This window comes from Streptococcus sp. 2018162 (assembly GCF_019754175.1).
Lineage (GTDB): Bacteria > Bacillota > Bacilli > Lactobacillales > Streptococcaceae > Streptococcus > Streptococcus hashimotonensis.
The window spans coordinates 66462-79851 of sequence record NZ_JAIJZP010000001.1 but is presented as its reverse complement, the minus strand read 5'-3'; the positions used below and the strand labels follow the sequence as shown (position 1 = coordinate 79851).

The window sequence follows — 13390 nt, the reverse complement described above, 5'->3', positions numbered from 1 at the left end:
TGAAGGCTGGAGATAGGGCAAAGTACATTCGCCTCAATAGCGGCAGGTTGCTAGAACATTCTAGGTTGGAAATAAGACTTGCCTCTCTATAAAGTACGGCAAAGTGAGTTCAAACAAACCAGTGGATTGTTTGAAGCGGGAAATCCAGAAACGGACTTCCTCTTGCGCCGAAGTAAAAAAAGTCAACTAAAGGACTATATATCTGCTTTGCCCCTTTCTTCCTTCACAAAACCTCCCAACTAATATTAAACAAAATGAATATGGCACCAAGATAATCATTTATATCTCGGTGCTTTTTTATGAACTAACTCCCTGTATTCAGTCCAATCGTTCGCTTATTGTTTTATTTTCCAATGTATTTTTACTATTTCATTTGAATTTTTAAAAATATCCGTATTATATCCAGAAAAAGTATTCCAAACGACTCATTTTTTGTTAAACTATATGTATATAACAACCTCAGACGTTTTGATAACGTCCATATATAACAAAAAGGAGTTTTATATGAAGATTAGAAACCGTTCTCTCTTCTATACCGTAGGTTCTGTAGCGGTAACAGCCGGACTCTTATTTAGTCTTGCCACTTCGCCTATACCATCTGTGCATGCTACTGAAGTGGCGATAGAGAATTATCCGTCACTTGCAATAACCAAGTCGGAAGTCACGATACAAGGCTATCTTATTGCACCACTTAATAGTAGCGGAACTGCTTTTGACACTACTAACAAAACAAATCTAGCCCTTGGTGCAAGCATGGATACTGCGGCCGCCGACACTATCCCTATTCAACTAAAGGAACCACTTCGCAGCCAATTCAACCTCGTTGATCATCCCGAACTAGTCGGAAAATTGGTTCGCATCACAGGAACTAGCGATACATACATGAAGCGAGCTGGGATCAAACCAGCTACAGCGATTGAAATCGTAGATTCATCTTCTACTAATGTTCAGCCACCAACCAGTGAAAATACGACTACCGAGTCAAGTGACCTTGTTTCTACACCGATTGCTACTGTTCGTTCCGGTGCACAAGGAACAGAGTACACAGTCTCTGGTAAAATTATTAGCCTAGTAAACGGTTGGGGAGGAAATGGTTTCTACCTCCAAGGTTCTGACGGCGCTGGTATCTATATCTACCCTGGGGCTGCCTTGGGCTATCAGCCTGGTGATACCGTTCAATTAACAGGAACATTGGGTGAGTATAAAGGCGAACTCCAACTAACCACAGTTAGCAACCACAAGGCTATATCTGAGCATTTCAACACTCCTATTACAGAAACAAACATCGCTCAGTTAGCAACGCAAGCACAGGCAACACTAGTTTCTCTAAAAAACTTGACTGTCGGAGACATTCAAAGCGATAGCTATCAAAATTCTACCTTTACTGTAACTGACTCCGAAGGACAAACTGTGGATGTGCGTTTAGATAGTCGAACAGGTATCAAAACAGCTGATCTTTTGAACCATATCAACAAGGGAGATAAAATTAATCTAACCGCTATTTTATCCACCTATAATGGAAAAATACAATTAAAACCATTTGACCTCTCTCATTTTGAAGTCGTTGAAAAGGCAACAACAGAAACAGCACCAGGCAAGACCGAAACTGTAACAGTCGGTCACATTCAAGGTGCAAGTCACCAATCACCTCTGGTGAATCAATCTGTGATTCTTAAAAACGTCGTAGTAACCTACGTTACCTCTGCCAATAACTTCTACGTGCAAGATGTCACCCCAGACGGAGACGTCAAAACATCTGACGGTATTAATATTTTTACTGACAAATTAAAAACAAATGTCAAGGTAGGAGATCTTGTCACTATCGCAGGACGTGTAGAAGAATACCTCGGAAAAGGTTATACAGAACGTGGGGAAACAGACTTAACCATCACACAAATTCGAGCTACTGAAGTAACTGTGGATGGGACTGCACCTGTACCATCTCCTATAGTCCTTGGTCTTGATCGGACTATCCCAGCAGATATTATTGACAACGACGGTTTGGCTCAATTTGATCCAGAACAAGATGCACTCGATTTCTGGGAATCCGTTGAAGGCATGGTGGTTGCCGTTGATGATGCAAAAATCCTCGGCCCACTAAAAAACAAGGAAATCTATGTCACTCCTGCCACTAGTCAACTTCCTTTAAACAATGTCGGAGGCGTCAACCTTCGCCCTGAAGGGAATAATACCAATATCATTCCACTACTTTTGAAAAATGGAAAACAGATCGTCAAATCAGGAGACTATTTTACCGGTCGTATTGCTGGACCAGTTACCTACTCTTACACCAATTATAAGGTCTATGTAGATGATAGCACCCTTCCAACCTTGCACGAAGGAGCTACAAAACCAGAAACAACAACCATTATCCCAAATGATGACAAGCTGACTATCGCTTCTTATAACATTGAAAACTTCTCTGCTGACAGTAAGTCAACATCAGACGCTAAAGTCCAACGCATTGCCAAATCCTTTGTTTCAGACCTACATTCTCCAGACATTATCGGATTGATTGAAGTGCAGGACAACAACGGTGCTACAAACGACGGTACAACTGATGCTAGTAAGAGTGCTGAGCGCCTGATTGCAGCTATTCAAGCAGCCGGCGGACCAACCTATACCTATGTGGATATTGCTCCTGAAAACAACAAAGACGGCGGACAAGAGGGAGGCAATATTCGCGTCGGCTTCCTCTACAACTCCAAACGTGTCAGCCTATCTGACAAACCAATCGGTACCGCAACACAGGCAGTAGCTTGGGAAAACGGCGAACTCAATCTCAGCCTGGGTCGAATCGACCCAACCAACCCTGCTTGGGCAGCTGTCCGCAAAACACTTGCAGCTGAATTCGTCTTCAAAGGCGAGAAAGTCGTTGTCCTTGCCAACCATCTCAACTCAAAACGCGGTGACAATGGTCTCTACGGAAAAATCCAACCTGTCAGCTTCAAGTCCGAAGAAAAACGCCACATACTGGCACAAATTATCGCTGATTTTACAAAAGCAGGCTTAACTCAAAATCCAAATGCTAATATCGTTATGCTAGGCGACTTCAATGACTATGAATTTACTAAAACCATAGAAATTTTAGAAACAGGAGGAATGGCTAACCTCGTTAGTCGTCACGATGCATCCGATCGCTTCTCTTACTTCTATAACGGAAATAATCAGTCTCTTGACAATATGCTAGTATCAACTAACTTATTGGAGCGCTATGCCTTTGATATGGTCCATGTCAATTCAGCCTTTATGGAAGAACATGGCAGAGCTTCTGACCACGATCCGCTATTGGTACAACTGGATGTGACAAAGGCACAAGAACCAACTCAACCAGAACCAAGCGACAAGCAGACAGATGACTCAGGAACAGTCAATAATAGTGATGGCAATGGTACGACCAACAATAACAAGCCAACAAATCTTTCAACTTCTAATCAAACATCTGTAAATACTGATGACCGTTCTGGCACTACAGACAAGGGACAAACAACCGTGACCCCTACTGCCAAAAACAGTCAAAAGAAAATCCTTCCAAAGACAGGAGGAGAAACAAGCTTTGTACTTATCACAATCGGTCTCGTATTCTTGAGCGCCTGTCTTGTCAAAAAACAAAAAGAATCCTAATCATTTTTTGAGCTTGAAAGCATGACTTTCAGGCTCATTTTTCTACTGCTCCACCTCCACTTGTGCTATAATTAAAGTTATGGATAAAATTATTAAAACACTATCAAAAAGCGGGCATTTCCGTGCCTTTGTGCTAGATAGCACAGAAACCGTGAAAACAGCCCAAGAAAAACACGACACTATGGCGTCGTCCACCGTTGCTCTGGGTCGCACCCTCATTGCCAATCAAATTTTGGCTGCCAATGAAAAAGGCGATACAAAAATCACCCTGAAAATCTTGGCCAGCGGTGCTGTTGGGGCTATCATCTCCGTTGCCAATACCAAAGGTCAGGTCAAGGGCTACATTCAAAATCCAGACTTGGATTACAAACGGACCTCAACTGGCGAAGTCATCGTTGGGCCTCTTGTGGGCAATGGTCAATTCCTGGTTATCACAGACTACGGAACAGGTCATCCTTACAACTCTATGACGCCATTGATTTCTGGCGAAATCGGTGAAGACTTTGCCTACTTCCTGACAGACAGCCAGCAGACCCCATCTGCAGTAGGACTTAATGTCTTGTTGGACGAAGAAGATAAGGTCAAGGTGGCTGGCGGATTCTTGTTGCAAGTTTTACCAGGTGCAACTGAGGCTGAAATTGCCCGTTTCGAGAAACGTATCCAAGAAATGCCTGCCATTTCAAGCTTGCTGGCTTCTGAAAACCATATAGAAGCTCTGCTATCCGCCATTTATGGCGACGACGACTTCAAACGCCTGTCAGAAGAAGAAATCGGTTTTGTCTGCGACTGCTCTAAAGACCGCTTCCTCGATGCTCTGGCCAGCCTGCCAAAAACGGACCTGCAAGAGATGAAAGAAGAAGACAAGGGCGTGGACATCACCTGTCAATTCTGCCAGACCCATTACCACTTTGACGAAAACGATTTGGAGGAACTCATCAATGGCTAATCTCAATACCCCTTTCATGATTGGTGATGTGGAAATCCCCAATCGCTGCGTGCTGGCCCCAATGGCTGGCGTGACCAACTCGGCCTTCCGCACCATTGCCAAGGAAATGGGCGCAGGCCTGGTCGTTATGGAAATGATTTCTGAAAAAGGCCTTCTCTACAACAATGAGAAGACCCTCCATATGCTCCATATTGACGACAACGAATACCCTATGTCTATCCAGCTTTTCGGCGGCGATGCCGAAGGACTGAAACGGGCTGCCGACTTCATCCAAACCAACACCAAAGCTAATATCGTGGATATTAACATGGGCTGCCCTGTCAACAAGGTCGTTAAAAACGAAGCTGGTGCCAAGTGGCTCAAGGACCCCGACAAGATTTACCACATCATCAAGGAAGTGACCTCAGTCCTCGATATTCCCTTGACTGTTAAAATGCGGACGGGTTGGAACAATACCGACCTAGCGGTTGAAAATGCCCTGGCCGCAGAAAGTGCCGGTGTGTCTGCCCTGGCCATGCACGGACGGACTCGCGAGCAGATGTACACAGGAACTGTTGACCTGGAAACCTTGACCAAGGTGGCTGGCAGCCTGACCAAGATTCCCTTCATCGCAAATGGTGACATCCGTACTGTAGAAGATGCCCGCCAACGAATCGAGGAAGTCGGAGCTGATGCCGTCATGGTCGGACGGACTGCTATGGGAAATCCTTACATCTTCAACCAAATCAACCACTATCTTGAAACAGGAGAAGTCCTGCCCGACCTCTCCTTCGATGACAAACTCAATGTCGCCTTCGACCACCTGACCCGATTGACCAATCTCAAAGGCGAATCCATTGCCGTACGTGAATTCCGTGGTCTTGCCCCTCACTACCTCCGTGGTTCAGCAGGTGCTGCCAAAATCCGTGGTGCCGTTGCCCGAGCAGAGACTATCGAGCAGGTCCAAGAACTCTTTGACCAAGCTAGAGAAGCCTATCAAGAACGGATCACTAAGTAAGAAAATCTGAATAAATCAACACTCACTAATACAAAAACGCATAAAACCAAGGTTATAACCTGATTTTATGCGTTTTTTCTGTATGATTACCTTATTCCTGCTCAGCAAAAAAAGTCAACAAAGGCAGGGGCAATGTAGTCTCGATACTTCTCTGGACTCTCGCGAATGAGGGTCGCTGAAATACCAAATTTTCTAGGACTATAATGAGCTTGATAGCCTCGACTTTGCAGTTCCTGAGCGTATTCTTCCTCAGACACATAGAAGACTGGTACTTGATGTTCAGACAAATCAAATAAACCAAGCAAGCGGTCTAACCAAAGGTCCCAACCATCTGGATAGGGAGGCAAGTCCGTTTCATCCAGGGCACGAACTTCGACAAAATCATCACCCTCAAACTGCCCTTGAGCAAATTGAAATCGTTTGGTCAAATCTAAACCAATCAAATCCCCACGGTCCTTGTCATATCCTGACACCACAATACAAACCTGACCACAGGCCAACTTTGCTCGCTCGATCAAATCCAAATGTCCCTTGTGCATGGGAGCAAAGGTTCCGAAAACAACAGCTATGGTTTGATTCATAGATTTCCTTTCTACTTGCTAAAGAGGCGAGCAAGCTCACCTCTCCAACTATTTCATCCTTTTTTCAAAACGGAAGAACAATTCTGCATCTGGAAAGTCAGGCACATGTTCCATTGGATGGGCAGGATTGAAAAATTCTACAATCTGAAAGCCACATTTATTGACATAGAAATGAATATTACGTACCTCAAAATGCGGAGTGTGTGTTTCCCACACTTCCGTATCTGGATAAGCTTGCTCAATAGCCTGCCAGATGTTTAAACCCAGACCTTTGCCCTTATGATTGCCATCGACAAACAAGAGGTCCAAGGAGTTGCGCTTAGTTTCTAAATCAATCTGCACAACGACACCGCCAACCAATTCATTCTCCCAGTAGACCTGAAAAGCTTGAGCCTTTGGGGCAAGCAGGCTTTCCAAAATCTCCTCACGGCTAATTACCTCTTGACCCTCTGGCATTTCCTCTGCCAAGGCTTCTAAAAACGCAGCTTGATTGCGGCGGATAAATTCCTCACGCTCTTCTTCCAGAAGCGGTCTTAGTTCTACCATTTTTCCTCCTATTTGACTATATGGTCTCTTAGTTTACTTTTAGTACGAGGCAATGAGCCACAAGCATAACTGAAGTTAGGCAAGGCGAGTTCAAATACTCCTGTGGAGTGTTTGAAGTTGGAAATAGGGAAACGAAGTTTCCTCGTACGTCGAAGTAATAAAAGAAAAACTAAATGACGATATCAAACTTGAGCTCTTCGCCCTTGACCCCAACCTTCAAGGTCGAGCCAGTAGCCAAGTCACCACGGAGCAACATTTCTGCTAACGGATCTTCCAATTTGGTTTGTAAGAGTCTACGAAGTGGACGAGCCCCCATTTCTGGGTCGTAACCTTGTTTAGCCAATAACTTGAGAGCTGACGGTTGCAGTTTAAGGGTAATTCCTTTCTCAGCTGTTATAGCTAACAACGGTTTAATCATGACCTTGACAACATCCTGCATATGAGTTTCCGTTAGGCTATGGAAGACAACTTTCTCGTCAATACGGTTGATAAATTCTGGACGATAGGCTTTTTTCAATTCCTCAAAAATACGTTTCTCCACTTCCTTGTGGTCCTTAGATAAATCAAGGGCACCAAAACCAACTGTCTTATCATCACGAAGGGCTGTTGCTCCAAGGTTTGACGTCATGATAATAATGGTATTTGAGAAATCAACCTTACGTCCCTTACTGTCTGTCAGAACACCATCATCCAAGACCTGCAAGAGAACATTGAAAATATCTGGATGAGCCTTTTCAACCTCATCAAAAAGAAGAACAGAATAAGGTTTGTTACGAACTTTCTCCGTCAATTCGCCACCTTCTTCATAGCCCACGTAGCCCGGAGGGGCACCGTTTAAACGGCTGGCTGCGAATTTCTCCATGTATTCAGACATATCAAAACGGATAAGAGCAGATTCGTCATCAAAGAGAACTTCTGCCAAGGCCTTAGCAAGCTCTGTCTTACCAACACCAGTTGGTCCCAAGAACATAAAGGAACCAATCGGTCTGCGACCTGTACGAATCCCTGACTGATTACGGCGAATAGCTCTGCTAACTGCAGAAATAGCTTCTTCTTGACCGATGACACGTTTATGCAGTTCTGCTTCCAAATTCAGATATTTCTTGGTATCTGACTGACTGAGCTTGGCTACAGGAATACCTGACAAGTGGCTAAGTGTTTCTAAAACATCTTCTTCTGTTACTTCAAGGTCATAGTTTTGACTAGCCTCGGCATCTTCTTTCGTTTTAATCAAAAGCTTGCTGACAGTCTTATATTTTTTATCCATCAGGGCCTTGTCAATACTCGTCAGTCCCGTTTCCTCAGCCTGCCCTTTCACTCGATTTTGTACCGTTGCACTGGCTTCATCCAACAGATCAATGGCAGAATCTGGCAGGTTTTTACTGGTCAAATACCGCTTAGCGTAGGTCACAGCAGTCTCAACAGCTGCTTGTCCAATACGGACCCTGTGGTATTTCTCAAAAGTACCTTTTAAACCAGTCAAAATGGCAATGCTATCTTCCACTGTCGGCTCTTCAATGGTCACTTTGGCAAATCGACGAACCAGGGCTGCGTCTTTCTCAATATGCTTTTGGTACTCTGTCTGAGTCGTCGCTCCGACTGTACGGAGGGTGCCACGAGCAAGAGCTGGTTTGAGGATATTGGCTGCGTCCAGTGTCGAATCAATCCCTGACCCTGAACCCATAATGGTATGCAACTCATCGATGAAGAGGATGACCTGACCATCTTCCTCGATGTCGTTGATGATATTATTCATCCGTTCTTCGAAATCACCACGGAAACGAGTTCCAGCGATAACGTTCATCAAGTCAAGTTCCAAAACCCGCATCTTAGCCAAGCTGACAGGGACATCACCTGCAGCAACACGTTGAGCAAGACCCAAAGCAAGTGCAGTTTTTCCGACACCAGCATCACCAACTAGAACTGGGTTGTTCTTGGTTTTACGTGATAGAATTTGGATCATCCGTGCAATCTCAGCGTCTCGACCGATGACAGGTTCAATCTTCCCTTCACGCGCCAAAGCTGTCAAATCACGAGTGTAGTCTTCTAATCCACCACTTTGAGGTGCTGGGGGCATTCCCATCATCTGTCCCATATTAGTAGGTTTGGCTTTGCCACCCTTCATCACACTGCGGATAGCTTTAAGGTCCTCTTTGGTAAATCCCGCACGTGCCTCCAAGTTTTTACGCAAGTCCAAGAAACGAAACTTATCATCTGAGTCTTCAAAATAAAAACCTACCTTGTCCAAAATCTGACTAGCTGTTGACCGCTTGTCCAACAACATAGCCATAAACAAATGCTCCGTTCCCAGCTCCTTAGCCTTGACAACTTCTGCAATTTTCTTGGCAAAACTAGCCGTTTCATCCAAACGTTTAGAAGATGGTAAAATACGAAAACTATCCAACTCTTCACGATAGACCTTGTCGGTCACAACAAAAGTTGCATGTTCATAGTCAGAAATTGAAATAGGATATTCTGCCAAAACAGCGCCGGCGACTGTATCATGGTTGATAACGAAAGACAAGAGCACATGCCAGGTTTCCAAGTAATCACAGGCATAACGTTGGGCCACTAACTGGGCATCTTCAAAAACCCGTTGTAAACCAGTTGAAATTTTCATGAATTATTCCTCTTTCCTATCTAAACGTCGTAGTATTTGACGCATCATGCGTGCTCGAATAGTACTTGCATCTTTTCCTAATATTTCATCAGATCCTGTGGACAAAAAGAGATTGCCTTCTCGTTCTGTCATCAATCCTTCATCAAAAAGGAGCTGTAAAATATCCGCATAAACCGTCGCAGACAACTGCTCACCCATATTGTTTAACAAATCATGGACCAGTTCGTGCTTATCCGAAAAGGTAATCCGCCCAATTCGGATATAACCACCACCACCACGCTTACTCTCAACAATATAGCCACGGCTGGCTGTAAAACGAGTTTTAATGACGTAGTTAATCTGACTTGGCACCACTTCAAACCGACTGGCCAATTCACTTCGACGCAACTCAGCTACACTGACTTGGTCCAAGATGGCTTTGATATGCTCTTCTATATAATCCGATGTATTCTTCATCGCCATAGTATCGCCTCTTTCTTTGACTATCTTTGACCATTATACCTTAAAATGACGAATTTTGAAAGCAAAAGCCTAGCAACTAGCGTAGCAGAATTTTGAAATCTGCTCTGCTTTATCCTATAATAAAAGAAAAATAGAAAGGACTAGGGTCTCCGTATTTGGTTGAACTGAATACGGGCTACGGACTAGGCCAAAAAGATAAACGAGAACTAGTCGTCGTTCTGTTTCCTATTTTGTCTGTGTCCGCTGAAGGCCCTTTATATCTTATACCATGAACTTTCAAGCTTACATTCAAGACTTTACAAGTGTGACTGTGGAGCAGGCACAGAACCTTCTAGCTGCAAAAGAGGGGGCTGTTCTCTTCATCGGACGAGCAACCTGCCCTTACTGCAACCGCTTTGCGCCAAAACTCCACAAGGTCGCCCAAGACAAGCATGTGACCGTCCACTTCCTCGACTCCAGCCAAATCAGTCCTGAACTCCAGGCCCTCCGCGACCACTACCAAGTTCCTACCGTCCCAGGCCTCCTCGTCGCTAAACCAACTGGCGTCCAAGTCCGCTGCGACTCCAGCATGACGGAAGAAGAAATTGTGACTTTTATTCAAGGCTAATGCTAGACATTTCCTACCAAGCCAACACCTTCCACATCTCTCATCACGGAAGACCAGTCGGTAGCATCCATACCTACAGTAACCCCTACCACCAGACCAATATCTATCTGCGACTAGATTTAGTTGATTTTGATTGCACCATAGCAGAGCAGCTCTTCCAGTCCCTACAGACTTCCTTAGGCGGAAAACCTCTTCAGGTTATGCTCTCCTCTGCAGAGCAGGAAAGAATCCATTTCCTCACCGCAGCTGGCTTTGTCTGCAAACGGAAATGTTACGAGTTTGAAGTGACCAAACAAGACTACCTTGGTCCAACAGGCACTACCAACCTAGACATAGCCCGCAAAGGCACCGCACCTTATCAAATAGCCTGTCAGCAAATTTTTGACTACTATCAAACAGTCCACCAAGACATCAATCCTTGGACTGCCAGTCAAGAAGAATTTGAAAAGGGCTTACCTGATCTGGTTTATACAGACTCAGAAAACTGGGCCTTCGTAGAAAACAACGAAATTGCCTACGTATGCGGAAAAGATGAACAAACTTTTGATTTCTTCATCCAAACAGTTATTTGCCAACTATTTGAACAGTATGAGCAAATTAGCTTTGAGGCTGATGACTGCGATCCTATCGCCATGCGTTTAGCTGACCAATTCCGACAACCAAACAAGACTAGCTGGGATACTTATATTTTAGAAATCTAACAAAAAGCACCGACCACAAGGCCGGTGCTTTTTAAGGAGATTATGAAAAATATTTAGGATTGATACTAGTATAACCGAATCAAACATAGCCGACATCCGCCCTAAGACCGATTTTACAAAAAGAACTCCCTTTCGGAAGTTCTTGAGTTGTCGAGTAGTCTTTCAGTTTGCTTTTAGTACTAGGCAACGAGCTGCAGGCTGTACTGAAGTACGGCAAGGCGAGTTCAAATACTCCAGTGGAGTATTTGAAGTTGGAAATATGGAAACAACGTTTCCTCGCTCGTCGAAGTAATAAAAGATAAAATGAAGACTACCAATTATTTACCAAGAGCTGCTGCCATCGTAGCTGCAACTTCTGCTTCAAAGTCGTTTGAAGCTTTCTCGATACCTTCACCCACTTCGAAACGAGCAAATTCTACAACTGAAGCGTTCACTGAGTTCAAGTAAGCTTCAACTGTTTTGCTGTCGTCCATGATGTAAACTTGTGCAAGAAGTGTGTAAGCTTGGTCAACTTGAGTGTTGTCAAGCAAGAAGCGATCCATTTTACCTGGGATGATTTTGTCCCAGATTTTTTCTGGTTTGCCTTCTGCTGCCAATTCTGCTTTGATAGCTTCTTCAGCTGCTGCAATCACTTCGTCAGTCAATTGAGCTTTTGAACCGTATTTCAACAATGGCAATGCTGGTTTGTCAACCATTGCACGGCTTTCGTTGTCTTGTTCGATTTTGTGGTTGATTTGTGCCAACTCATCTTTAACGAATTGCTCATCCAATTCAGTGTAAGAAAGAACAGTTGGTTTCATCGCAGCGATGTGCATTGAGATTTGTTTTGCAAGAGTCTCATCTCCACCGTCGATAACTGAGATAACACCGATACGGCCGCCGTTGTGTTGGTATGCACCAAATGCTTGAGCATCTGTTTTTTCAACCAAAGCAAAGCGACGGAATGAGATTTTCTCACCGATTGTTGCAGTTGCGTTTACGTATGCTTCTTCAAGCGTTTCACCTGAAGGCATAACCAATTTAAGAGCTGCTTCGTTGTCAGCTGGTTTACCTTCTGCAATTACTTTAGCAGTAGTGTTTACCAATTCAACGAATTGAGCATTTTTCGCAACGAAGTCTGTTTCAGCGTTGACCTCAACCACTGCTGCTACGTTACCATCAACGTAAACACCAGTCAAACCTTCAGCTGCTACACGGTCAGCTTTCTTAGCTGCCTTAGCCATACCTTTTTCACGAAGCAATTCAATTGCTTTTTCGATATCGCCTTCTACTTCAACCAATGCTTTTTTAGCGTCCATAACGCCAGCACCTGATTTTTCACGCAATTCTTTAACGAGAGCTGCTGTAATTTCTGCCATGTCTATTCTCCTTGTTTGTATTTATAAAATAGAGGAGCGGGCTCAGCCCTGCCCCTCTAGGATTGTTTTTGTGTTTGATAAATGATGTAGAATGTACTCGGACTAAAAAGCTAGAATTTAGATAAATCTAACGCTTTTCTTAACGCCTTCGTTACTTATTTTCCTTCTACAACTTCAACCAATTCTTCGATTGATTCTGTAGATGCTGGCTCAGCTGCCAATTCAGCTTCAACTGCGGCTACGCTGTCTTCACCTTGGTTACCTTCGATGATAGCGTCAGCCATTTTAGCTGTGATCAATTTAACAGCGCGGATAGCGTCATCGTTAGCTGGGATGATAACATCGATATCATCTGGATCTGTGTTTGTGTCAACCATCGCTACAACTGGGATACCCAATTTTTTAGCTTCTTTAACAGCGATTTGCTCTTTGTGTGGGTCAACTACGAACATTACGTCTGGAATGCGTGGCATGTCAGCGATACCGCCCAAGAATTTTTCAAGACGAGCACGTTGTTTGTTCAACAATGCTACTTCTTTCTTAGGAAGCACTTCGAAAGTTCCATCTTCTTCCATACGGTTGATTTCTTTCAAACGAGCGATACGTTTTTGGATTGTACCCCAGTTTGTAAGAGTTCCACCCAACCAACGGTGGTTGATGAAGTATTGACCAGCGCGGATAGCTTCGTCTTTAACAGCTTCAGCAGCTTGTTTTTTAGTACCTACGAACAAGATAACTGCGTCGTTTGCTGCAGCGTCACGGATGAATTCGTAAGCTTGGTCAGCCAATTTTACAGTTTGTTGCAAGTCGATAACGTGGATACCGTTACGCTCTGTGAAGATGTATTTAGCCATCTTAGGATTCCAGCGACGAGTTTGGTGACCGAAGTGTACACCAGCCTCAAGAAGTTGTTTCATTGAAATTACTGCCATGAGTATTTCTCCTTTT

At 44.0% G+C, this 13390-nt stretch carries 11 protein-coding genes; 5 read left to right on the top strand and 6 right to left on the bottom strand.

The window, feature by feature from the left end:
• Positions 1-504: 504 nt before the first annotated feature.
• The 3 genes from K5Q22_RS00365 to dusB all read left to right on the top strand — a co-directional run bounded on the left by K5Q22_RS00365 (position 505) and on the right by dusB (position 5567).
• On the top strand, positions 505-3624 hold the full coding sequence (locus K5Q22_RS00365) for a DUF6359 domain-containing protein (RefSeq protein WP_205013431.1): 3120 nt from the start codon (positions 505-507) through the stop codon (positions 3622-3624).
• A gap of 79 nt (positions 3625-3703) precedes the next feature.
• Complete coding sequence (gene hslO, locus K5Q22_RS00360) at positions 3704-4570, top strand: Hsp33 family molecular chaperone HslO (protein ID WP_024389203.1); 867 nt, start codon at positions 3704-3706, stop codon at positions 4568-4570.
• Positions 4563-5567, top strand: coding sequence for a tRNA dihydrouridine synthase DusB (gene dusB / locus K5Q22_RS00355; protein ID WP_024384488.1), 1005 nt, complete (start codon positions 4563-4565; stop codon positions 5565-5567). The genes hslO and dusB overlap by 8 nt, the downstream gene beginning before the upstream one ends.
• Positions 5568-5668: 101 nt before the next feature.
• On the opposite strand, the gene K5Q22_RS00350 is transcribed toward dusB, so the two are convergent.
• The 4 genes from K5Q22_RS00350 to K5Q22_RS00335 all read right to left on the bottom strand — a co-directional run bounded on the left by K5Q22_RS00350 (position 5669) and on the right by K5Q22_RS00335 (position 9776).
• Positions 5669-6148: an adenylyltransferase/cytidyltransferase family protein gene (locus tag K5Q22_RS00350; RefSeq protein ID WP_024384487.1), complete on the bottom strand. Its 480-nt coding sequence runs from the start codon at positions 6146-6148 to the stop codon at positions 5669-5671.
• Between the two features lie 48 nt (positions 6149-6196).
• Entirely contained in the window at positions 6197-6694 is a 498-nt protein-coding gene (locus K5Q22_RS00345; RefSeq protein ID WP_024384486.1) for a GNAT family N-acetyltransferase, read from the bottom strand.
• Between the two features lie 169 nt (positions 6695-6863).
• Entirely contained in the window at positions 6864-9314 is a 2451-nt protein-coding gene (locus K5Q22_RS00340; protein WP_205013432.1) for an ATP-dependent Clp protease ATP-binding subunit, read from the bottom strand.
• 3 nt (positions 9315-9317) lie between these two features.
• Positions 9318-9776, bottom strand: coding sequence for a CtsR family transcriptional regulator (locus tag K5Q22_RS00335; protein WP_002937810.1), 459 nt, complete (start codon positions 9774-9776; stop codon positions 9318-9320).
• 268 nt (positions 9777-10044) lie between these two features.
• On the opposite strand from K5Q22_RS00335, the gene traF reads away from it, so the two are divergent.
• Positions 10045-10383 carry a conjugal transfer protein TraF gene (gene traF / locus K5Q22_RS00330; protein ID WP_205013433.1) on the top strand — a complete coding sequence of 113 codons (339 nt, stop codon included), beginning with the start codon at positions 10045-10047 and terminating at the stop codon, positions 10381-10383.
• Positions 10383-11084: a GNAT family acetyltransferase gene (locus K5Q22_RS00325; RefSeq protein ID WP_205013434.1), complete on the top strand. Its 702-nt coding sequence runs from the start codon at positions 10383-10385 to the stop codon at positions 11082-11084. Before traF ends, K5Q22_RS00325 begins: the two co-directional genes overlap by 1 nt.
• 317 nt (positions 11085-11401) lie before the next feature.
• Here the strand turns inward: K5Q22_RS00325 and tsf are convergent, their stop codons facing one another.
• Positions 11402-12442 (bottom strand): translation elongation factor Ts, encoded by a 1041-nt coding sequence (tsf, locus tag K5Q22_RS00320; RefSeq protein ID WP_205013435.1) that lies wholly within the window; start codon positions 12440-12442, stop codon positions 11402-11404.
• A 155-nt stretch (positions 12443-12597) separates the two neighbouring features.
• Positions 12598-13374, bottom strand: a complete 777-nt coding sequence (gene rpsB / locus K5Q22_RS00315) for a 30S ribosomal protein S2 (protein ID WP_012775356.1) — start codon at positions 13372-13374, stop codon at positions 12598-12600.
• Positions 13375-13390: the final 16 nt, after the last annotated feature.